19 protein-coding genes and 2 pseudogenes are annotated in these 21,518 nt (G+C 51.7%); 5 read left to right on the forward strand and 16 right to left on the reverse strand.

What is annotated here, in order from left to right; all coding sequences use genetic code 11:
- Nucleotides 1–23: 23 nt before the first annotated feature.
- The 15 genes from PMI41_RS17355 to sppA form a co-directional block, all read right to left on the reverse strand.
- Nucleotides 24–602, reverse strand: a complete 579-nt coding sequence (locus PMI41_RS17355; RefSeq protein WP_008127008.1) for a NifU family protein — start codon at nucleotides 600–602, stop codon at nucleotides 24–26.
- A 100-nt stretch (nucleotides 603–702) separates the two neighbouring features.
- Complete coding sequence (locus PMI41_RS17360; protein WP_008127009.1) at nucleotides 703–1,191, reverse strand: universal stress protein; 489 nt, start codon at nucleotides 1,189–1,191, stop codon at nucleotides 703–705.
- Nucleotides 1,192–1,233: 42 nt separating this feature from the next.
- A complete protein-coding gene (gene trpS, locus PMI41_RS17365; protein WP_008127011.1) occupies nucleotides 1,234–2,313 on the reverse strand; it encodes a tryptophan--tRNA ligase in 1,080 nt (359 codons plus the stop codon).
- A gap of 87 nt (nucleotides 2,314–2,400) precedes the next feature.
- Nucleotides 2,401–2,787 carry a VOC family protein gene (locus tag PMI41_RS17370; RefSeq protein WP_008127013.1) on the reverse strand — a complete coding sequence of 129 codons (387 nt, stop codon included), beginning with the start codon at nucleotides 2,785–2,787 and terminating at the stop codon, nucleotides 2,401–2,403.
- Entirely contained in the window at nucleotides 2,784–4,382 is a 1,599-nt protein-coding gene (gene murJ, locus PMI41_RS17375) for a murein biosynthesis integral membrane protein MurJ (protein WP_008127014.1), read from the reverse strand. Before murJ ends, PMI41_RS17370 begins: the two co-directional genes overlap by 4 nt.
- Before the next feature lies 1 nt (nucleotide 4,383).
- Nucleotides 4,384–7,197, reverse strand: a complete 2,814-nt coding sequence (locus PMI41_RS17380) for a [protein-PII] uridylyltransferase (RefSeq protein WP_008127016.1) — start codon at nucleotides 7,195–7,197, stop codon at nucleotides 4,384–4,386.
- A gap of 90 nt (nucleotides 7,198–7,287) precedes the next feature.
- The gene (mutS, locus tag PMI41_RS17385; RefSeq protein WP_052025936.1) at nucleotides 7,288–9,987 is read right to left on the reverse strand and encodes a DNA mismatch repair protein MutS; all 2,700 of its coding nucleotides are present in this window, start codon (nucleotides 9,985–9,987) and stop codon (nucleotides 7,288–7,290) included.
- A gap of 129 nt (nucleotides 9,988–10,116) precedes the next feature.
- Entirely contained in the window at nucleotides 10,117–10,956 is an 840-nt protein-coding gene (locus tag PMI41_RS17390) for a GNAT family N-acetyltransferase (RefSeq protein WP_040855702.1), read from the reverse strand.
- Nucleotides 10,957–11,120: 164 nt separating this feature from the next.
- Nucleotides 11,121–11,618: a signal peptidase II gene (lspA, locus tag PMI41_RS17395; protein WP_008127025.1), complete on the reverse strand. Its 498-nt coding sequence runs from the start codon at nucleotides 11,616–11,618 to the stop codon at nucleotides 11,121–11,123.
- A gap of 13 nt (nucleotides 11,619–11,631) precedes the next feature.
- Nucleotides 11,632–12,501: an RNA methyltransferase gene (locus PMI41_RS17400; protein ID WP_008127027.1), complete on the reverse strand. Its 870-nt coding sequence runs from the start codon at nucleotides 12,499–12,501 to the stop codon at nucleotides 11,632–11,634.
- A complete protein-coding gene (locus PMI41_RS17405) occupies nucleotides 12,498–13,445 on the reverse strand; it encodes a class I SAM-dependent rRNA methyltransferase (protein WP_244423972.1) in 948 nt (315 codons plus the stop codon). Before PMI41_RS17405 ends, PMI41_RS17400 begins: the two co-directional genes overlap by 4 nt.
- 189 nt (nucleotides 13,446–13,634) lie before the next feature.
- Entirely contained in the window at nucleotides 13,635–14,600 is a 966-nt protein-coding gene (locus PMI41_RS17410; RefSeq protein WP_008127029.1) for an ornithine cyclodeaminase family protein, read from the reverse strand.
- Nucleotides 14,601–14,626: 26 nt separating this feature from the next.
- Nucleotides 14,627–14,959, reverse strand: coding sequence for a LapA family protein (locus PMI41_RS17415; protein ID WP_008127031.1), 333 nt, complete (start codon nucleotides 14,957–14,959; stop codon nucleotides 14,627–14,629).
- A gap of 37 nt (nucleotides 14,960–14,996) precedes the next feature.
- Nucleotides 14,997–15,281, reverse strand: coding sequence for an integration host factor subunit beta (locus PMI41_RS17420; protein ID WP_008127032.1), 285 nt, complete (start codon nucleotides 15,279–15,281; stop codon nucleotides 14,997–14,999).
- 78 nt (nucleotides 15,282–15,359) lie between these two features.
- Nucleotides 15,360–16,346: a signal peptide peptidase SppA gene (sppA, locus tag PMI41_RS17425; RefSeq protein ID WP_040855707.1), complete on the reverse strand. Its 987-nt coding sequence runs from the start codon at nucleotides 16,344–16,346 to the stop codon at nucleotides 15,360–15,362.
- A gap of 251 nt (nucleotides 16,347–16,597) precedes the next feature.
- On the opposite strand from sppA, the gene lptC reads away from it, so the two are divergent.
- Nucleotides 16,598–17,335: an LPS export ABC transporter periplasmic protein LptC gene (gene lptC / locus PMI41_RS17430; protein ID WP_008127035.1), complete on the forward strand. Its 738-nt coding sequence runs from the start codon at nucleotides 16,598–16,600 to the stop codon at nucleotides 17,333–17,335.
- Here the strand turns inward: lptC and PMI41_RS25485 are convergent.
- Nucleotides 17,327–17,470, reverse strand: coding sequence for a hypothetical protein (locus PMI41_RS25485; protein WP_162130129.1), 144 nt, complete (start codon nucleotides 17,468–17,470; stop codon nucleotides 17,327–17,329). The two genes, lptC and PMI41_RS25485, sit on opposite strands and share 9 nt — an antisense overlap.
- Between PMI41_RS25485 and PMI41_RS17435 the strand changes: the two genes are divergently transcribed.
- From PMI41_RS17435 to raiA, 4 genes and pseudogenes are all read left to right on the forward strand, one after another.
- Entirely contained in the window at nucleotides 17,469–17,999 is a 531-nt protein-coding gene (locus PMI41_RS17435) for an LptA/OstA family protein (protein WP_244423969.1), read from the forward strand. The two genes, PMI41_RS25485 and PMI41_RS17435, sit on opposite strands and share 2 nt — an antisense overlap.
- A gap of 119 nt (nucleotides 18,000–18,118) precedes the next feature.
- Nucleotides 18,119–18,847 (forward strand): annotated as a pseudogene (gene lptB, locus PMI41_RS17440) (LPS export ABC transporter ATP-binding protein); the annotation flags it as partial.
- 166 nt (nucleotides 18,848–19,013) lie between these two features.
- Nucleotides 19,014–20,582: pseudogene (rpoN, locus tag PMI41_RS17445) on the forward strand (RNA polymerase factor sigma-54); the annotation flags it as partial.
- 282 nt (nucleotides 20,583–20,864) lie between these two features.
- Nucleotides 20,865–21,455 carry a ribosome-associated translation inhibitor RaiA gene (gene raiA, locus PMI41_RS17450; RefSeq protein ID WP_008127042.1) on the forward strand — a complete coding sequence of 197 codons (591 nt, stop codon included), beginning with the start codon at nucleotides 20,865–20,867 and terminating at the stop codon, nucleotides 21,453–21,455.
- Nucleotides 21,456–21,518: the final 63 nt, after the last annotated feature.

A 21,518-nucleotide genomic window follows, 5' to 3' on the forward strand; every position in this document is an offset into this window, starting at 1 on the left:
TTTTGTTTCACTGACGATGAAAATCAGATGGCTTCGACCTGCTGCACCTCTGGAACAAAATGCTTCAGGAGGTTCTGAATGCCATGCTTCAATGTTGCCGTAGACGAAGGACAACCTGAACAAGCACCTTTCATGTGAAGGAACACCGTGCCGTTTTCAAACCCGCGGAATGTGATGTCACCGCCATCTTGAGCAACGGCGGGGCGGACGCGTGTCTCAAGCAACTCCTTGATCGTATCGACGATCTCGGTGTCCGCACTGTCGAAGAATTCGCCTTCGGTTTCACGTTGTGCACTATCAGCAATATCCGTTGCGTTTGCCATGACTGGAGCGCCGGACATGAAATGTTCCATAATGGCGCCGAGAATGGCGGGCTTCAAATGCTGCCATTCAGGAGCGTCTGTTTTGGTGACAGTTACAAAATCATATCCAAAGAAGACTCCTGAAACGCCGGGAACCGCGAAAATTTTTGCGGCGAGAGGCGACGCTTCACCTGCAGCAGCCGCATCACGAAAATCGGCTGTGCCTTCCTCAAGCACTACCTTTCCAGGCAGGAATTTCAATGTTGCCGGATTAGGCGTAGCTTCGGTCTGGATGAACATGGCAGATATCGCGTCCCTAGTTTAGAACTATTCAAAGAGGCATATAGGCCTTAAAACCATTCTCTTCAAGTCAAGATTATATCACATTTTGGGGACGCGATCATGTTATGGCGTCGAGGTCCTCGTCGGAAAGATTATAAGGGACTACCGTAACGGGTATGGAGAAGGTTTCGCGGCCTGCCAGAGATTGAACGAGAGGGCCAGGACCATCCTTGCCCGAGCCTGCCGCCAAAACCAGAATGGCGATATCCTGATCTTCTTCGATAAGTTTCTGAATTTCCTCCGAGGTTATACCCTCACGCACGGCGAGTTCGGATTCGATACCTATGCTCTCACGGACACTTGCGGCAAACTTGCTGAGCGTGGAATTGGCAGTCTCTTCAGCTTCGGCCCGCATGATTTGTTCAACACCGAGAAACGCCTGAAAGTCAGCGGAATCAATGACGAATAGCAGTAACAACACGCCGCCGGTGGTTTTTGCACGGCGTGCAGCGTAAGCTACTGCCCGCTCACATTCTGGCGTTTCATCGATAATGGCCAGGAATTTACGGCGATGGCCAGCTTCGCGACTGAGACGTTTTGATACCATTTGTGCAACCTGCCTTAAGCGTTGATTGTCTGCAAGTCCTGTCTAGTCTTGAAGGAAGCCAACAATATCGCGAACATTTCGCATGGTCTTTTCCGCAAGAATGCTCGCACGCTCGCCACCATCCTTCAGCACCGCATCGACAAAGCCCGGATCGGCAGAAATGCGGCGCATCTCAGCGGCGATTGGTGAAAGCTTTTCAACAGCAAGCTCAGCAAGCGCAGGTTTGAAAACAGAAAATTGCTGCCCGCCAAAGTTGTGAAGAACGGTTTCCTTGTCGCTGTCAGTCAAGGCCGCATAAATACCAACCAGATTGTCGGCTTCCGGGCGGTCTTTCAGACCGTCGACTTCTGATGGCAAAGGATCAGAGTCCGTCTTTGCCTTCCGGATTTTCTTCGAGATAGTGTCGGCATCGTCAATAAGATTAATCCGCGACAGATCAGACGGGTCGGATTTCGACATTTTCTTGGTGCCGTCGCGCAAGCTCATAAGTCGGGCAGCGGGACCGCCAATGACAGGTTCTGTCAGAGGGAAAAAGCTTGAGATCGTTTCATGGCCCGACTGCGTTTCAACACCAAGCCCAAGTTCCGAAATCCGGTCTGAAAAGTCAGTATTGAACTTTTGTGCGATGTCGCGCGTCAGTTCGAGATGCTGCTTTTGATCTTCTCCAACGGGCACATGCGTGGCGCGATAAACGAGAATGTCAGCAGCCATCAGGTTAGGATAAACATATAGGCCCACCGACGCATTTTCGCGATCCTTGCCGGCTTTATCCTTGAACTGGGTCATGCGGTTCAGCCAGCCCATGCGGGCGATGCAGTTGAACACCCATGCGAGTTCAGAATGCTGACGCACGCGGCTCTGATTGAAAACAATGTGCTTTTTTGGGTCCACGCCAGCGGCAAGAAACGCAGCAGTTACTTCACGCGTGTTGCGCAAAAGCTCCGAAGGGCCGCCCCAGACCGAAACCGCTTGCGTTATTGCATGCTGATCGACCACGCAATAGATGCAATTGTTGTTTTCCTGCAAGGCTACCCATCGGCGAATAGCGCCAAGATAATTGCCAAGATGCAGATTGCCGGTGGGTTGAACACCGGAAAAAACGAGCGGTTCAAACGTGCTCATAAGTCGTCCTTAATTCTTCTTGGGCCAAGCATTATAGCCATGACGTGCGGTTCTGGCAGAGCGAAGCGTGGGATTCAAGCCCTACCTTCATTTGAGCTGCAGCAGGTCCCATTTATTGCCGTACAGGTCCTCGAAAACAGCAACACTTCCATAGGCCTCATGTCTTGGGTCTTCGAGAAACCGTACACCCGCCTTCAGCATTTTCGCGTGATCGGCAGAGAAATCGTCCGTGTACAGGAAGAGTGCGACTCGGCCCCCGGTCTGGTCGCCGACGGCTTTCATTTGCTGTGGACCGTCGGCTTTCGCCAGAAGGAGCTTCGCGCCATCGCGCTCCGGCGAAACGACAACCCAACGCTTTATTTCCGAGAGCTTCGTATCGGTTACAAGAGTAAAGCCGAGCTTGTTTGTATACCAAGCTATTGCCTCATCGTAATCATTCACAATGAGTGTGATCAGGCCAATGCTGCGGCTCATGGCGATGGATTCTCAGTTGGAGGTTCCGGATTTTTTGCGCGGCGTTTCACATTTCGGCGGATCATGCCAAGGCTCGCACCACCAGTGCCAAAGGCAAGCGCAAAATACACAATCATGGACATCAAAATCAGCCCGAACACACCGGCCGCCTGAACATGTACAGGAGCCTGTGCGGCAAGATATGGAGCAGCCCATTCGATAGCATAGGACAGGGCAATGGCCATGATCGCCGCAGCAATCATCAATCTTGGGATGCGGGTCAAAAGCGGGATGTCGCGTCCCCAATGGCCTCGCCAGATCAGGGTAACAAATAACAGGATTGCGTTGACCCAGCCCGCTGTTACCTCAGCAGTGGCGATGCCAGTTTCTGCCAGAATGGGGAACAGCGTGAGAGCCATGGCAATATTGATCACCACCGAAACAGCAGCGAAAATCATTGGTGTTTTTGTATCCTCGCGGGCGAAAAAGCCCGGGATGAAAGCTTTGATCAGAACGAATGCGGGCAGGCCCAAGCCATATATCGCCAGAATGCTCGCCACGCGGCTGGTAGACTCAGCTGTGAACTCGCCACGTTCCAGCAACAGCCGAATAATTGGTTCGGACATGACCAAAAGAGCGGCGGCGGCGGGCAGAGTAAGGAACAATATGAACTCAACCGAGCGGTTCTGCAGATTGCCAGCTTCCTTCAGATTGCCGGAGCGCAAGGCGCGGGCAAGTTCCGGCAAAAGCACTGTTGCGACCGCAATACCCACCACGCCAAGAGGCAGCTGATACACGCGATCAGCGTTCGCCAGTGAGGTAATCGCACCTTCTTTTCCCGAAGCGATATTGGTATTTATCAGAAGGTTGATTTGCGTAATGCCGCCTGTAATAGCTGCGGGAAGAGCCAGCACCAGCAAGCGTTTTACATTCGGAGTCATGCGGGGGCGGCGAAAACCAATTGTAATGCCGGCATTACGAACCGCAAACCAGACAATTGCCAGTTGTACTAACCCGGCGGCCATGACACCCCAGGAGAGACCATAGCCAATGGCGATACCGTCGTGCCCTGCATACCAGGCATAGGCAAGCACTCCGATCAGAATGATGTTCAGGAAGACAGGCGCAACGGCGGCAGCGAAGTAACGATGCAGCGAGTTCAGCATTCCACCCATCATGGCTGCAAGCGACATGCAGGCCAGATAGGGAAACATGATAATCGCCATCGAAACAGTGTTGCTGAATTTTTGCGGGTCATCGACAAAACCGGGAGCGATTACTGTTCGCACGATGAGCGGCATGGAAAGTTCCATGATGATGGTCAGTGCCATCAAAACGCTGAAGAGAACACCGAAAACTTCCTCTGAAAATCGTTTTGCGCCATCCATGCCATTCGCTTCGATCTCTTTGGCAAAAAGCGGAACAAAGGCTGCATTGAATGCACCCTCCGCAAATAGCCGACGGAAGGTATTGGGAAACCGGAAAGCTGCATTGAACGCATCGGCAACCGGACCAGTTCCGAGCGCCGCAGCCATGAGCATTTCGCGGGTCAAACCGAAAACACGGCTCATCAATGTGCCCGATGCAACAGTGGCGAATTTCTTGACGAGGCTCATATCATTCTGCCGTCATGAGAACGTTTTGCCGCTGAGGCTGGGCGGTGATGATGTCACCCTCACCAAAAAGCGCGAGAAGCTTTTTGCGGATGCGGCTTTGGCGGGTGGTATTGGTAATCTGATGGCCAACAAGATCGGTCACATAGAAAACGTCAATCACTTTTTCACCGAATGTGGTCACGTGTGCCGAGGCAATATCCAGTGAAAGGTCTGAAATAACCCCGGTTATCTCAGAAAGGACGCCCGGCCGGTCCAGACCTTCGACCTCGATAACCGTAAACTTGTTCGACAGCGTGTTATTGATTTCTACGCGTGGTGTGATCTTGAATGCTTTTGCCGCGCGCTTGGGCTTCGTTCTTGCGGCAAGCATTTCGGGCAGATAGGTTTTGCCAGACAGCACGTCTTCAATCAAACGGCCAACCCGGGTGGCGCGGCGGCGTTCATCATCATCAGTCGAAAACTCGCGACTGATCAGGATTGTATCAAGCGCGCGCCCATCGCTCGTTGTAAAAATCTGCGCGTCAACGATGTTGGCACCAGCCGCAGCGCAAGCTCCTGCAATGACGGAAAGGAGGCGCGGATGATCCGGGGACAGAACGGTAATTTCGGTAACGCCCTCAAAATCATGGGTTTTGACCATGGTCGCAAGGGTTTTTCCGCTCGCATCGGATTCCCGAATGAAGCTGGCGTGGCGTAACTGATCAGCGATGCTGACAGTCAAAAGATAGTTCTGATAGTGCAGTGCGAGATAGGATTGGCGTTCAATCTGCGGCCAGGACGATAGCGCGTGCTCAAGCTGTGCGCGGGCATGATCCGTGCGTTCCTTGCGCGATACTTCCGAGAAGCCGCCCGTGAGCATCAATTCTGTTTCATAGAAGAGGTTCCGCAATAATTGCCCCTTCCAGCCATTCCAGACACCGGGCCCAACGGCCTTGATATCGCATATGGTAAGGATCAGCAGCAGTTTCATGCGATCGAGTGTCTGTACGATCTCAGCAAAGTCCTCAATTGTCTTGCGATCATTCAGATCACGCGATTGCGCCACCATACTCATGGTAAGGTGCTGTTCCACCAGCCAGGAAACGGTTTGAGTATCGGCTTTGGAAAGTCCAAGGCGCGGACATATTCGTTTTGCTATGCGTGCACCTGCAATGGAATGATCTTCAGGCCGGCCTTTGGCTATATCATGCAGCAGAAGCGCTACGTAAATGAGATTGCGATCTTTTTTGAGCCCCGGCATGATCTGATTGGCCAGCGGATGCTCCTGCTCAAGATCGCCACGCTCGATCTCGGACATAACTGCAATACACCGCAGCAGGTGCTCATCGACAGTGTAATGATGATACATGTTGAATTGCATCATCGCGACGACTTTGCCGAAGTCCGGAATGAATTTGCCCAACACGCCGGATTCATTCATGCGACGCAGGATAAGTTCCGGATTGCGCTCCGAAGTCAGAATTTCCAGAAAGAGTTTGTTTGCTTCCGGGTTTTCCCGCAAATCGGCCTTGATGAGAGATAGTGAGCGTGTAACCAACTGCATCGCATCCGGGTGGAATTCCAGCCCATGCTTGTCGGCAAGATGGAAAAGACGGATCAAATTGACTGGGTCCTTATGGAAGACTCCATCATTGGCGATTGTAATACGGTGATTGTCGACTACAAAATCGGTTGTGCCAGCGAGTTTGCGCTTGCGCCGGGAAAAAGTGAGGAAAATCCGGTTGAAGCCGGGAACATGCTTTGCCTGCTCTTCTTCCAGTGCAGCACAGATAATGCGTGTCAGGTCGCCGACTTCCTTTGCTACCAGGAAGTAGTGCTTCATGAAGCGTTCGACATCCCGCTGTCCGGGATGTGCTGTATAGCCAAGACGTCGCGCAATCTCGCTTTGAATATCGAACGATAGCCGCTCTTCCGCTTTGCCCATAAGAAAGTGCATGTGGCAGCGAACTGCCCATAACAAATCTTCTGCTTTACGGAATATATTATGTTCAGCGCGTGACAGAACACCCAGCTTGACCAGTTCGTCGCTCGTTTTGACGCGATAATAATATTTCGCGATCCAGAACAGCGTATGCAGATCGCGCTGTCCGCCTTTGCCTTCCTTGACATTGGGTTCGACAAGATAGCGGGTTGCGCCGGATTTCTTGTGTCGGGCATCTCTTTCAGCGAGTTTGGCTTCAATGAACGCCGGGCCGGTGCCTTCGACAACTTCCTTGTCAAAGCGCTCGACCAGCTTGTCAAACAATTCCTGATTTCCGCAGATATATCGCGCTTCAAGAATGCTTGTGCGTATGGTCATGTCCGATAGTGACAGGCGGACTGATTCATCGAGATTGCGGGTGGCATGACCGATCTTCAGTCCGATATCCCACAGCATGTAAAGAATATATTCGACGACCTGTTCGCCCCAAGGTGTTTGCTTATATGGCAGGAGAAACAGGAGATCGATATCGGAACCGGGCGCGAGGCCGCCACGGCCATATCCTCCGACCGCTATGATGGTCATCCGTTCCGAGGTGGAAGGATTGATCGCCGGGTAAACGTGCCGGGTTGCAAAATCGTAGAGCGCAGTGATGATTTGGTCCATCAACCATGAGAGCCGCACGGAGCACCGTGTTCCGCGCGCATCTTGCATCAGCATGGTTTCGGCGCTCTTGCGGCCAAGTTCCAGCGTCTGCTTGATGAGGTTCAGAACGTCTGCGCGTTCGACAGAGGGCTTGCCCTGTTTGTTGGCTGCCTGGACAAGATCTTCAAATTGCTGATGCAGCCTTTCCGGGCTGACAATCTGTTCCAGTTTCAGGTCTGTGGCGCTCATGAACACGACTTTACAAATGATGGCCGCACGCTATAGCGCGAATTTGCGTTAAACAAAATGATTACATTTTGAGGTGGTACGCAATCTACCCTAATTGGCGGTCAGCCCTTTTAAACGATAAAGAACTTCCAGCGCATCCCGCGGTGTCAGCTCATCAGGGTTGATCGCCGAAAGTGCCGTAAGCAGGGCACTGTCTTTTCCCTGAACAGGTTTGGGAGCTTGACGCTTAACCTCCACTGAGAAGAGTGGCAAATCATCAATCAGCTTGTCGGCTTTTCCGGATGTTTCACCAGCTTCCAATTGATGAAGAACATCCCGCGCCCGATTGACAACGGCCTCTGGTAAACCTGCCAGACGCGCTACCTGCACGCCATAGGAACGATCAGCAGCACCCTTTGCAACTTCATGCAAAAACACAACTTCGCCATCCCACTCCTTTACCCGCATTGTTACATTGCTCAGGCGCGTTAGTTTTTCCGAGAGCGAGGTCATCTCATGGAAATGCGTCGCAAAGATCGCGCGGCATTGGTTTTTCTCATGCAGATATTCCACTGCCGCCCAAGCGATGGAAAGACCGTCAAATGTTGCAGTGCCACGGCCGATCTCATCCAGAATAACGAGTGAATGATCGGTTGCCTGGTTCAAAATCGCGGCAGTTTCCACCATTTCGACCATGAAGGTAGAACGTCCGCGTGCCAGATCATCGGATGCGCCGACACGGGAAAACAGGCGATCCACAATTCCTATATGGGCCGAGCCAGCGGGCACAAATGAGCCCATTTGAGCGAGAATGGCGATCAGTGCATTTTGCCGCAAGAAGGTAGATTTACCACCCATATTGGGCCCTGTAAGCAACCAGATCGCTCCCTTACCGCTTGTAAGCGGTGAGAGATTGCAATCATTGGCAACAAAGGGGTTTGCCGCCTTTCGTCTTAGTGACTGCTCAACGACCGGGTGACGACCAGCAACAATCTCGAAAGCCACGCTGTCATCGACAACTGGCCGGCAATATCCCTGCTCGTCGGCCAAAGCGGCCAGAGCAACCGAAACATCGAGCGTTGACAAAGCCAGAGCGCCAGCACGTATGAAATCGGCATTGAGAATTGTCTCATTCGTCAAGGCATCGAATATGCCAAGCTCGATCGATAGAGCGCGTTCTGCTGCATTTGCTATTTTTGTTTCGAGTTCCGCGAGTTCAGTGGTGGTAAATCGCATCGCATTGGCGATTGTTTGGCGATGGATGAACTTGCCTTTTGCCTCATCGCTGTCAGTCATGACCGAGGAGTTGTTGGCAGTAACCTCGATGAAGTAACCAAGCACATTATTATGTTTGATTTTCAGGGACCGGATGCCCGTTATTTCCATATAGTCAGCTTGCAGACCAGCTATAATCCGGCGTGAGTGGTCGCGCAGCGCCCGCATCTCGTCCAGCTCGGGATTATACTCTGCTCGAACAAAGCCTCCGTCACGTTTTAGCAAGGGCAGTTCGTCGGCGAGAGACCGATCAAGATGAGCGGCAAACTCGACCGGCAAGCTGGCAAGACATTCGCGGACACGCGCCAGTTCCGGAGGCAGTGCTTCACTTAGAAAGAGCTGGGAAATCTCGGATGCCGCTTCCAGACCTCGCGCCAGCGCCCCAAGATCACGGGGCCCGCCGCGCCCTACTGCCAACCGCGACAATGCCCGAGGCATGTCGGGGACACCTTTCAGCGCACTCTGCATCAGATCCGCGAGAGACTGCCGGGCAAGGAAGAAAGAAATAGAATCAAGCCGTTCCGCAATAGCGGATGGGTCGGTTAGTGGCGACGTCAGCCGTTCGGCCAAAAGCCGGGCACCGCCGCCCGTTGTCGTCCTGTCAATTGCCCGGAGCAAACTGCCTTCCCGTTTACCGGAAAGGGTACGTAGAAGTTCCAGATTGCCACGCGTTGCCGGATCGATGAAGAGCGAGGAACCTTCGGACTCGCGCTCGGGGCGCATCAAAGGCGGGCGTTCGGCGAGCTGTGTTTTTTCAACATAGGCTATTGCGCCGGAAATGGCGGCCAGTTCTGCGCGCGAGAACTGGCCGAAGCCATCCAATGTACCGACTTCAAAATAGCGCTGTATGCGGTTCTCAGCTGTAGCGCTGTCGAAGAGGCTAGGCGGTTGCGGGCTGACAGCTCGACCGATGACATCGAACACACCACGCAGTTCCGGATCGTGAAAAACCGTATCGGCGACGATCAGCTCACGAGGGTCGACACGTAGGATATCAGCAAGCAATCGAGAGGCATCCGATTCACCAACACGGAAGGTTCCAGTCGAGATATCGATCCATGCAAGAGCATACTGGGATTTGTCAGCTCCTTTGACCCGTCCCAAGGTCATCAGATAATTTGCTTCGGATGGATCGAGCAGCTTTTCTTCGGTGATGGTGCCCGGTGTGACCAAGCGGACGACGTCACGTTTTACGACGGATTTCGAACCGCGTTTCCGTGCCTCGGCAGGGTCTTCAACCTGTTCGCAAACAGCAACGCGAAATCCTCGCGCTATCAATTTCTGCAAATAGTCATCGGCGGCATGGACTGGTACACCGCACATGGGAATATCTTCACCAAGGTGTTTTCCACGCTTCGTAAGGGTAATTCCAAGAGCGCGGGACGCCTCCACGGCGTCATTAAAAAACAGCTCGTAGAAATCGCCCATTCGATAAAAAAGCAGGCTGTCAGGATTGGTCGCCTTGATCTCGATATACTGCTCCATCATCGGCGTGGGACGCACCGATTGGTCAGCCTCATAGGGGGATTGTTCCATTACGGACGGTGCCAGTTCGGCCAAAACTTGTCTCCTGAGCTATAGCAGGAGCAATCTATGCGTTCTCGGCAGATTTACACACCTCTGCAGTGCCGAACTGTGGTTTTCTCCACAGATGATCAAACGCTTTTATACGAAGCGTTTCGCTTCGGCTGCGTAATGACTGACGTAGCGCTCGGAGATGCGGCTGACCGGTAAAATGATGCACACGTCCGTGGTGCCAAAATCATGATCGATAACAGCGCCATCACCGATCATCGCGCCAAGGCGTAGATAGCCTTTGATCAATGGCGGCATGGCAAAGAGCGCTACACGGGCGTTGATCGCTTCGCTCGGCACCAAGTCCATAGCCTGATAGAGGGAAGGCAGAGCCCTGACATCCCAATCGGCTGTTGCCCGGCAATTATGGTGCAGGAAAGACAGCGGCAAAGCGTGGGCGGCTGGAACAGTGCCCTGAAATGAGGCGCATCCGAACATCACGCCAATCGAATGAAACCGGCAATAGGTCCAGATACCCTGCCACAACAATTCAACAGTGCGTTTGGAGCGATATTCGGGGAGGACGCAGGATCGACCTAGCTCAAGGAATCGCAATTCAGGCTTGGCTGCAACAAGACGTTCAATCGAAAACTCGCTAGCCGTATAAAATCCGCCAGTCTCGAAAGCTTTTTCCGAGCGCAGAAGCCGGTATGTCCCTACAATCTGTTTGTGCTTGGGGCCTGGAATTGCAGTGTCATAAACGAGCAAGTGGTCACAGAAGGGATCAAACCGGTCAGCATCACGCTGCTCCAATGTTGCAGAGCCCTTGGCGCCAAGTTCATCAAAAAATACTTTGAAGCGGAGTTGTTGGGATGAGGCAATTTCATCTTCGGTTTGAGCAAGGCAAACCTCCATTGTTCCAATGCGACCAAGCACTGAAACGATTTGAGGCGCCGTAAACGGCAAGGACGTTGAATCAACCTGCGACATAATGCTTTGATCTTTAGTGATTGAAGCGGATTCAAGCAAGGAGATGTCCATATCGATTTAACCCTCGTCGGAGGTTGACCGGTAATCGTTCCAGCTCTCATTACTACGATTGGATGACGGCAACATGACGTAAAATACCGGCTAAGAATATGGTATTTTACGAGCTATTCTGCTTGATCAGGCTGCTTTTTTCGCTCTTTGATCCAAGCAAAAAGTTCTTCGATCACGACCAGTGCTGCGCCAACTGAAATATAAGCATCGGCTAGATTGAAGACGGCAAAGGACCAAGACGGCAGGTGGAAAAGAATATAGTCAATCACATAGCCATGGACACTGCGATCAATGAGATTGCCTATTGCGCCGCCAATGATCAGGGCAAAACCGGCTCGGGAAACCCAGCGATCCGGGCTAGTGCTCCACCAAAGATAACTCACGAAGCCTATGACGACGACTGTCAACGCAATCAGCGCGATGTCATGCATTCCGCTTAACATCGAGAAAGCGATACCTTCATTGTGAACGCGGAATAAAGCCAGAAAAGGTAGGATATCGATCTGCTGCTGATAATTCATACCTGTTTCGACAAGATACTTGATGATCTGGTCGGTCAGAACCGAAACAAGAATGATTGTAGTAAGGCCGAAAAAACGTTTGCTGCTCATAAACGAATATTTCTCAATTAATTGTGTCAAGTTTCAGCGCATCACGCCGGATTTCAAACAGCATTACACCGGTAGCGATAGCGAGATTAAGAGAGTCGGCGCGCCCCTGTTGAGGAATTCTTGCAAGCCGATCACAAGTGGCTGCCAACTGGTCGGGTAGGCCTTGCTGTTCATTGCCCATCAGCAAGACAACCGGCTTATTGGCGTAGGGAATGGTTCTATAGTCGACAGCACCTTTGAGGTGCGTTCCGATGATCAAACCCTGAAAGCCTTCCCTCCATGCGAGAAATTCGGATTCCGTAGCCCGGATAAGAGGAACCGCAAACACCGATCCCATTGTTGCCCGAACTGTCTCAAGCGAGAAGGGATCTGTGGTATCCCCAATCAGGATGATGCCTTTTGCCCCTGCAGCATCAGCCGTACGAATAATCGTACCGAGGTTGCCAGGATCGCGAACCCGGTCCAGCGCGACGAAAACATCATTGCCTTCCGGGCGGACAGCTGACAACGCGTGCAGGTTTTGCTGGAAAACGCCAACGACCATTTGCGGATTATCACGCCTAGTTATCGCCGAGATGATCTTTTCGTTGACCTCAAGCACATCGCCGCCTTTGGCGACGGTTCGGGCAGCAACTTGTTCGACAAGCGAGTTTCCCTTGCCGGCTTTTGAGTAGACCAAGGTTTTAATGGTCCAGCCAAGGTCCAGCGCATCAATAACAAGCTTCAGGCCTTCTGCGAGAAAGACACCTTGTTGATCGCGAAACTTCTTCAATGCAAGTGAACGCAAATCCTTGACGATAGGATTTGTAAGGCTGGTTACTTCCTTGACTTTACCCGGCTTGGCAATGCCGGTGCCACGATGGTGGTCGTCCTGTTTGGTCATGATGCGCCCCAGCGGCTGAAAAGAGATGTGGAGAGGGCGCGGTTTGAGGAGCGCTCTCGAAGAATGAGCTCGCCGGACTGCACTTCGCCGCCAAGTCCCGTAAATGTATCCCGCATCAATTCGTGAATGGCGAAGAATGATGCGCGGATGGAATAGGCAGTCAGAACAACGCCCAAAGGATTTGGAGTGAGGATCGAACGGCACAAATCAATCATTTCCGGCAGATTGTCGAAAAGCTGCCATACTTCACCATTGGGGCCACGCCCATAGGCCGGCGGGTCAAGCAGGATGATGTCGTAACCATTGCCCCGCCGCTCTTCCCGCGCAACAAACTTCATTGCATCTTCACATATCCAGCGAATGGGTTTACCAGACAGGCCTGCCATTTCCTGATTTTCCCGTGCCCAAAGAATGGCCTTCTTCGAGGCATCGACATGCGTGACCTCAGCACCTGCGCGCGCAGCTACAAGAGAAGCAACGCCCGTATAACCAAACAGATTGAGCACTTTCACGGGGCGTTTTGCATTGCGGATCAAACTGTCCATATGAGACCAGTGTGTACCTTGCTCTGGAAATACGCCCACATGCCGAAAGGAAGTGAATCGTCCGAAAAAGGGTATGCCTTCATATGCTAGAGGCCAGGTTTCACCGAGTGGTACTTTGGGAAAATGCCAACGGCCAACGCCTTCTTCATCGGTATTTCCGGTAAAAATTGCATCGGCCTTGTCCCATTCAGCCTTGCTCCATGCGGGAAGCCAGATTGCCTGGCCTTCGGGCCGCACGATCCGATAGGGACCATATTGCTCCAGTTTCAAACCATTGCCGCTATCGAGAAGCGCATAATCATCAGATGGAAGTGTTTCGAGAATAAGTCCCGTTTTTTCCTGCGGACGTGCGCCAGTACGACGCGTGAGGATACGTTTGGGCGTTTGTTCCTGACGCAGGGCAACACGCTCGGAATCAACTTCCGTTGACCGCTGTGTTTTTGCAAACTGCGGGCGTGGCTTCGTTACACTTTGCCGCTGCACGGCATTCTTTGAAACGTCGCCTTGGCGGCCACCGCTTTTTGTTTTTCTGATTTTACCGCCAGACGATTTCAAACCGTATTTTCCTTGCAACCTTTTTCAAGGTTACTACGCCATTGCCTTTTCATAGACAAGGATACCAGCCGCAAGGTCTTCGAGCGCCGCGCCGACAGATTTGAACAATGTGATCTCATCGGCAGACTGACGGCCCTTAATCGTTCCTCGTGTGAGGTCAAACAAATCACCAATAACGTGGCTGGAATCGACCACCCCTGCTTTTATGGGCTGGACGATATCGCCGCCTTCCTTCAATGCCCCGTCCTTTGTATCGACGAAAACACGTGCACGCTGGATGCACTCATCATCACTTTCGCGCATTGTTGGAGTGAATGCTCCGATCAGGTCCACGTGAGCACCCGGTTTCAGGTGCTTTCCAAGTATGAGTGGTTCCGTAGATAATGTCCCGGCGGTTATAATGTCGGCCTCAGCTATAGCCGCATCCTTGTCTTTGATGGCTTTGGCATTGAAACCTTCAGCCACAAGCTCGGCTGCCACTTTTTCAGCCCCGGCAAAAGTTCTGTTCCAGATCGAGATTTCCTCAATTGGACGTATGGCACTGTGAGCGCGGGCCAAAAAGCCTGAAAGCGCTCCTGCGCCCAAAACAACCAGCCGTGATGCATCTTTCCGAGCGAGATACCGTGCAGCAAGTGCCGAAGCACCAGCTGTCCTCCATAATGTGAGGCGCTGGCCATCTATCAACGCCCTTGGTTCACCGGTCTTGCCATCAAGCAACAAATAAACACCCATCACAGCAGGTTTCGAGACAGCTCCATTGTCCGGTGAAACAGTGACAATCTTTACACCCATATAGCCCTTGGAAGAGTCGCCCAACGCATCAAAATCCGACCATGCGGGCATGAGCAGCAATGTCGAGGCGGCCCCGTCCGGTCGATCAACAGTGTGATGGTGCCGTACCGGTTGGATCATGCCTTGGCGAAAAGCCAATTCGATTGCACTGATCATGTCAGGCCAATTCAATAAGGAATCGACCTCAGCAGGGGAGACGAGTTTCATTACGAGTCCTTGGTAGAAGGTAGAATTTAATGCAGTGAGGGCAGGTTTGGCGTCGAGGCGGTTTCAGTTGTTGCCTTGCGCGCTTCCTTACGCAACATTTCCGCCTCAAGCTTGCGCTGCCGGGCCAGCTTGCGGTGTTTGCCCTGATTGGACCAGGTAACGAGACTGCCAATGATGAGCCCGATGATCAAAGCGGCGAATAACCAGACAAACAGCGGTGCCGAATAAGACAGTGCCGGATTACCTGGATTAAATGGGTCAATCGTGAACAGGGCATGGCCACGATTGGCAACCGACAGGGCGATCAGAACTATCGCGATCGGTACGAGAACAAGTACGGCGACCACGCGATTAATCATGTCAGAGCCTCATTTGCTTGCTTGCTAAATTGCGCGTTCAGCCGTTTGCATTCAACCTGTCGCGTAGTTCTTTGCCGGTTTTGAAAAACGGTACCCATTTTTCTTCGACATCAACGCTTTCACCCGTCCGCGGGTTGCGTCCGCTGCGGGCAGGTCGGTTTTTCACGGAAAATGCGCCAAAGCCGCGCAATTCGACACGATTACCTTCGGCAAGGGCATCGGTGATTTCATCGAAGATTGCGCCGACAATATTCTCCACATCGCGCTGGAATAAGTGCGGATTGCGGTTGGCAATTATTTGCACGAGCTCTGATTTGATCACAGCAAAATTCCCTTCTGGTTTTGAGACCAGGATACACAGTCAATGTGGACTATGCTACTGATCTTATATGCGAATAGCTTATTGCGCCCCTGAGGGCTTGCCGTCAACGTGCCAAACCGAAACGAGTCCGTCAAGAAACATCCTGTCTCCTGTTATTTCGTCAAGAATTCCGGTGCTGGACTCGGGCAAACCAAGAAGTTTGGCGACCATCTTCATTGCGGATTGTGAGAAAAGCGAACCGAAAGTCGACTTCTGGACCGGCTTCCATTCCACTACTTTAAGTTGCGCATCCACTCCTTTTCCGGCAAGCCAGTCAAGAGCCTTCTCTTCACCGCCGAGCGCATCGATGAGTTTGTTCTCCACCGCTTGGCGCCCCGTAAAGACGGAGCCGTCGGCGAGCGCCAAAGCCTGCTCGTGGCTGAACTTACGACGGTTTTCGACAAGTCCGACAAACCAGTTGTAGGAATCGATGATCATGCGATGGATCATCGCCTTGGCATCGTCGCTGGCAGGATTAAAGAAGTTGGGTTCGGCCTTTAACGGGCTGGATTTGATGGTTTCGACTTTGACACCGACCTTTGTCAGAAGTTCGGATATGTCCGGGTACTGAAACAATACACCGATCGAACCGACGATGGAGGATTGCCTCGCAACAATGTGATCTGTTGCAATGGCAATCATGTATCCGGCTGAAGCGGCCAGGGTGCCGACCTGTGCCACCACAGGCTTCTTTTCAGCAATTTTGCGAACAGCCTCATAGATTGCTTCGCCGCCGGCGGTGGTGCCGCCAGGTGAATCGATGGAGACGATCACACCTTTTACAGCGTCGGACTCGCCGATATCTTTCAAACGCTTGAGCAGTTCTTCATCTTCGAGGATCGTTCCCTCAACGCGTATTTTCGCAATATGTGGAACGGACTTGCTCGTATAGGCTTCCGGGCCGGTAGTAACGAGGTAGAGTGCTATCACAGCAAGCACTGCCAGCAGCAGAGCAGCAACACGCCAGAATGTCACTTTCCGCCGTAGTTTGCGTCGGTCAATAATTGCGTCTGCTGTGTTGGCCATCATTTTCGTCCATTTCGCCGATGTATGTGATACTCTTCTGCGATATCATCCGGTGGAAGTCCAGACATGCCGTCTCAATCGACTAGTGAGGATAAGTGTATTGGTAAATTGACCTTGTAACTGGCCACCTGACCGCATACTTGTCCTTGCACGCACCGCGTGTGCTCTAAAACGCGTCTATTTCATCGAAAAATAACCATATTGGCGTTGAACTAGCTAGAAATATTATAAACGGTAACAGCAACCAACCTATGTCTATTGAAAAAACCGATATCAATGGTGCGCGCAATGCCGCCGCGGACGCCGAGCATCATGCTACGGTTGCACGGCAGTTTGCTGCATCCGACAAGGATTCGACTGTCTTCAAGGCTGCTGAACGTCATTCGCGCCGTGTGCGGCTACTGAAGTTCTCGTTGCCGGCAATTGCACTTGTTGGCGCGGCGGTATTCTCGTGGTTTACGTTCTTTTCGGCTTCCGGCGTCCCAAACAATATTGCACTGGACGGCGCCGGGATAGAGGATGGCAAGCTTGTGATGACCAATCCCAAGCTTGACGGCTTCACCAAAGACAAACTTCCCTACAAAATGAGCGCTGTGAGGGCTTTGCAGCAGGTTGGAAACAGTTCGGTCATATCGCTGGAAGGTATTGACGCAGAAATCCCGATCGGCAAAGAGATGCGCGCCGAAGTGAAAGCAAAGTCAGGTGTATTCGACAATGCCAACAGGCAACTGAAACTCGACAGTGAAATATCGCTGGTCACTTCAGACGGTATTACGGCTCAGTTGCAATCTGCTGATATTGATATTGCCGGGAATACAATGTCTACCAATGACCCGGTCAGCGTTAAAAATCGTAACGGCAGCATTGTCGCCGATAGTATGCAGATCACTGATGGTGGTAAAGTAGTGACGTTTGAAAAGCGTGTAAGGCTTGTCATTCAACCGACAAAGCTGCAAGAAGGTGGCAATGAGGTAAAATCGTCAAACTGATTTACGGTTGGCGATTGTTATTTTGAAGAAATTTCTCGGATTAGGAGAGAAAACGATGTCTTTCGGGGCGAAACTGATCAGGATCTCATCTGTTTCAATGAGTTTATTGGCGTCCTCATTGGTTGTCCCTGCCATGGCGCAGCAGACTCCAGATGCAGCGCCCGGTGGCATAAAGCTATCCGGCGACCAACCAATTCAAATCGATTCCGACAAGGTTGTGCTGCATAATGATGCAGGCACTGCGACATTCACAGGGAATGTGACTGTCGTTCAGGGCGCAACGCTCTTAAAAGCGGGCTCAATGGTCGTCTATTACGTCAAGGGCGGCAATAAAGATGCCGCAAATGCAGAGCCCTCCAAAGTATCGGCAGGCGTGGCTGGCGCAGGTGCGCAGGATATTGATCATCTTGAAGTTAGCGACAAGGTTTACGTCAAATCCGAAGATCAGGTTGCGACAGGCGATCGCGGTACGTTCGATATGAAAACCGAGGTATTGGTACTGACCGGCAGTAAGGTTGTACTCTCTCAAGGCGACAACGTAGCCGTCGGGTGCAAGCTCACTGCCCAGTTGAAGACTGGTGAAGCTCAGTTGGAAAGTTGCAAGAGCGGTCAGACCGGACGCGTTTCAATTGTCGTAGCGCCTAAAAACGCGCAAAAGAATTAAAACTGCCGGAAGAATCGTAAGTGTCCCTATTTTCACGCCGCTCACCCAGCAAGAATGCCGCGCGACCAAACTCCAGTGTTTCACAGGAGAAGCGTCCGGCTGATCCTTCTGCGGTAGATCGCATGAAAGGCACTCTGGTAGCTCGCGGTATTACGAAGAGCTACAATGGCCGTCAGGTTGTCAATGGTGTTTCCTTCGGGGTTCGCTCTGGCGAGGCAGTTGGTATTCTTGGTCCTAACGGCGCTGGCAAGACCACCTGTTTTTATATGGTGACCGGACTCGTACCCGTCGACAAGGGCACAATCGAAATCGACGGCTTCGACGTTACCACGATGCCAATGTACCGGCGGTCACGACTCGGTATCGGCTATCTTCCGCAAGAAGCCTCGATTTTTCGTGGATTGTCTGTGGAAAACAATATCAAGGCTGTGCTTGAGGTCGTCGAAAAAGACCGGCATGCACGAGCGCAGGAACTGGACTCCCTTTTGGAAGAGTTTCACATTGCTCATTTGCGCAAAGCTCCCGCGATTTCCCTTTCAGGTGGCGAACGCAGGCGTCTTGAAATTGCCCGCGCATTGGCATCACGGCCAAACTTCATGTTGCTCGACGAACCGTTTGCAGGTGTCGATCCAATTGCCGTCGCAGATATCCAGCAATTGGTTCGGCACCTGACCGGTCGTGGCATTGGTGTTTTGATCACAGACCATAATGTCCGTGAGACTCTTAAGCTCATTGATCGGGCTTATATCATTCATGCGGGCCAGGTTTTGACCCATGGCCGTCCGGACGAAATAATTGCCAACCCTGACGTGCGCCGACTTTATCTCGGTGACGAATTTAAGCTCTGATTGAGCCAATTACTCACTTGGTGAGAAGAAAATCTCAATTTACGCACGCGTCTCGGTTGAAAATAGCGTGATTATACGAGCTTTTGAAGCTTTTCAATTGACAAGCAAGGATTGGGCCACTTCTGTATGATGGTATTAAATTCCGTCAGGAGTAGCTGCGTATATTATGGCACTGTCGCCGAAACTCGATTTGAGGCAAACCCAATCGCTGGTGATGACGCCATTGCTGATGCAGTCGATAAAGCTGCTGCAATTGACGCATATCGAGCTCGAACAGTTCATTGAGCAGGAAATCCAAAAAAACCCGTTACTAGAACAACTGGATAAATCAGACGACGCCATCTCATTTGGCGGGGGTGATACCAATGCGGGTTATGCGTCGGACGGCGGTCACCAGGAATATGTCGAAAACGAAAGACATACCGACGATTTCTCCTCTGATGAGACCGATAGTTCCTGGCTAAAGAGCGGCGAAGGAACCAGCTCAAGCTCAATGTCCGATACGTTTGACAGTTCGCTCGAGAACATTTTCCCCGATGATCCCGGTAGTCATGATTTCATTGGAGGCGATCTTGCTTCCCAATGGAAGTCTTCTGCTGGCGATGGCTACATATCATCCGGTGGAGAAAATTATAACCTTGAGCAGGTAACGGCAGCGCAGCCAAATATGCAGGACCATATTCGGGAGCAGATCATTTTCGCTTTCGATAAAACTGCAGATCGGTTGATTGCTGCTGAACTTGCTGATCAGGTTGATGAAATCGGATATTTTCGCGGCGATATTACCGAACTTGCCGCGCGACTTGGCTCGACTGTTGAGCATATAGAAAAGTTGCTTTGCGTCCTGCAGGGTTTCGAACCTGCAGGATTGTTTGCACGCGATCTTGCAGAATGCTTGCGGCTACAGCTGCGTGCCAGAAACCGTCTCTCGCCTGCGATGGAGATACTGATCAGAAATCTCGAGCTGCTTGCCAAGCGGGATTTTCACAGTTTGAAAAAACTCTGCCGCGTTGGTGATGCGGAAATTATTGATATGCTCAGAGAAATTCAACTGCTCGACCCCAAGCCTGGAACTGCATTCTCCTCCGGCACCGCGGACAGCATTATTCCCGATGTTCAGGTTGACCAGAATCCCGATGGTAGCTGGCGGATAGAGCTTAACGCTGAGACCTTGCCGCGAGTACTGGTCAATAACAGCTATTACGCAACGATAATGAAGGCAAAAACATCTCCTGATGAGAAGACGTTCCTCGGAGAGTGTATGCAGAATGCCAACTGGCTTGTTCGCAGTCTTGATCAACGCGCACAAACCATTCTCAAAGTTGCAGGTGAGATAGTTCGCCAGCAGGAGCAGTTTCTTTTGCACGGCGTTGCGCACTTGAAACCCCTCAATCTTCGTAATGTTGCAGACGCTATCGGTATGCATGAGTCTACCGTCAGCCGCGTGACCACCAATAAATACATGCTCACAAAGCGCGGAGTTTTCGAACTGCGCTACTTTTTCAACGCCGCTATTGCTGCCAATGAGGGCGCTGACCAGCATTCCTCGCAATCTGTAAGGCATCAGATCAAGCTGCTTATTGATGCTGAATCGGTGGATTCGATCCTTTCGGACGATACAATTGTCGACATGTTGAAGGAAAAGAATATCGATATTGCACGCCGCACCGTTGCCAAATATCGCGAAGCCATGAACATCTCTTCCTCGGTTCAACGGCGCCGTGAGAAAAAAGCTGAGGCTTCCGCCGCCAAGAGCAATGTAAGGTCTGGATTCATTGCGTCACCACGTGTAGGATTGCTCGCAGTGGGCAAATGAACTGGACCAAAAGAAGTCCGGTCAGGGAGAGCGAAGCGCTGATAATTGCGACGATGGAGCTTAAGCGCGCCTTTGAATGGAACATCAGGAAAGTGAAATGTGATTGATCGCCCGCATGATTTTGCGGGATGTCTTTGCTCGATTCGAAACAACAGTGTAGATTGAATCGGGCAATGAAAATCACAATGAAGGTGAGGTATCATGAGTCTGCGTGTATCTGGAAAACATATGGATATCGGCGACGCTTTCCGCGTTAAAATTGAAGAGCGGATGGCAGAAATGGTCACCAAATATTTTGGTGGCGGGTATTCTGGCCATGTCACAGTGGAAAAACAGGGCTCCCGATTTATTGCAGATTGTCTTGTGCGCCTCGATACCGGAACAGTGTTGCAGGCTGCTGGCGAAGCGCAGGATCCTCAATTGGCTTTCGATACTGCCGGCGAGCGTGTGGACAAGCGGTTGCGTCGCTATAAGCGCCGCCTGAAATCTCATCAAGCGCCCGGATCGAATGGCGTTTTCGACGATGTTTCTTATCGCGTAATGGCCCCAGTGCCTGATGAAGATGAGGATATTCCAGAAGATTATGCTCCCACTATTGTCGCAGAAACGTCGATGGCATTGAGAAGCATGAGCGTTGCATCTGCCGTCGTGGAACTGGATTTGAAAGATAGTCCGGTTGTTGTGTTCCGCAATGCTGGTAGTACACAGGTTAATATCGTATATCGCCGCGCAGACGGGAATATTGGCTGGATCGACCCATCAACTGTGGGTGATCAAGCCGTATCCCGATAAACAAAAACAAGTTCATGGCGAAATGAACTACCGTCCGCACGCCAAACGGTGCGGACGGTAACT

The organism is Phyllobacterium sp. YR531 (assembly GCF_000282595.1).
In the GTDB taxonomy this organism is placed as follows: Bacteria; Pseudomonadota; Alphaproteobacteria; order Rhizobiales; family Rhizobiaceae; genus Phyllobacterium.

Coding starts and splice junctions, on each gene's coding strand:
- PMI41_RS17355 (WP_008127008.1), bottom strand. CDS start 602: ATGTTCATCCAGACCGAAGCTACGCCTAATCCGGCAACATTGAAATTC.
- PMI41_RS17360 (WP_008127009.1), bottom strand. CDS start 1,191: ATGGTATCAAAACGTCTCAGTCGCGAAGCTGGCCATCGCCGTAAATTC.
- trpS (WP_008127011.1), bottom strand. CDS start 2,313: ATGAGCACGTTTGAACCGCTCGTTTTTTCCGGTGTTCAACCCACCGGC.
- PMI41_RS17370 (WP_008127013.1), bottom strand. CDS start 2,787: ATGAGCCGCAGCATTGGCCTGATCACACTCATTGTGAATGATTACGAT.
- murJ (WP_008127014.1), bottom strand. CDS start 4,382: ATGAGCCTCGTCAAGAAATTCGCCACTGTTGCATCGGGCACATTGATG.
- PMI41_RS17380 (WP_008127016.1), bottom strand. CDS start 7,197: ATGAGCGCCACAGACCTGAAACTGGAACAGATTGTCAGCCCGGAAAGG.
- mutS (WP_052025936.1), bottom strand. CDS start 9,987: ATGGAACAATCCCCCTATGAGGCTGACCAATCGGTGCGTCCCACGCCG.
- PMI41_RS17390 (WP_040855702.1), bottom strand. CDS start 10,956: ATGTCGCAGGTTGATTCAACGTCCTTGCCGTTTACGGCGCCTCAAATC.
- lspA (WP_008127025.1), bottom strand. CDS start 11,618: ATGAGCAGCAAACGTTTTTTCGGCCTTACTACAATCATTCTTGTTTCG.
- PMI41_RS17400 (WP_008127027.1), bottom strand. CDS start 12,501: ATGACCAAACAGGACGACCACCATCGTGGCACCGGCATTGCCAAGCCG.
- PMI41_RS17410 (WP_008127029.1), bottom strand. CDS start 14,600: ATGAAACTCGTCTCCCCTGCTGAGGTCGATTCCTTATTGAATTGGCCT.
- PMI41_RS17415 (WP_008127031.1), bottom strand. CDS start 14,959: ATGATTAATCGCGTGGTCGCCGTACTTGTTCTCGTACCGATCGCGATA.
- sppA (WP_040855707.1), bottom strand. CDS start 16,346: ATGGCCAACACAGCAGACGCAATTATTGACCGACGCAAACTACGGCGG.
- lptC (WP_008127035.1), top strand. CDS start 16,598: ATGTCTATTGAAAAAACCGATATCAATGGTGCGCGCAATGCCGCCGCG.
- PMI41_RS17435 (WP_244423969.1), top strand. CDS start 17,469: ATGGCGCAGCAGACTCCAGATGCAGCGCCCGGTGGCATAAAGCTATCC.
- PMI41_RS25485 (WP_162130129.1), bottom strand. CDS start 17,470: ATGGCAGGGACAACCAATGAGGACGCCAATAAACTCATTGAAACAGAT.
- raiA (WP_008127042.1), top strand. CDS start 20,865: ATGAGTCTGCGTGTATCTGGAAAACATATGGATATCGGCGACGCTTTC.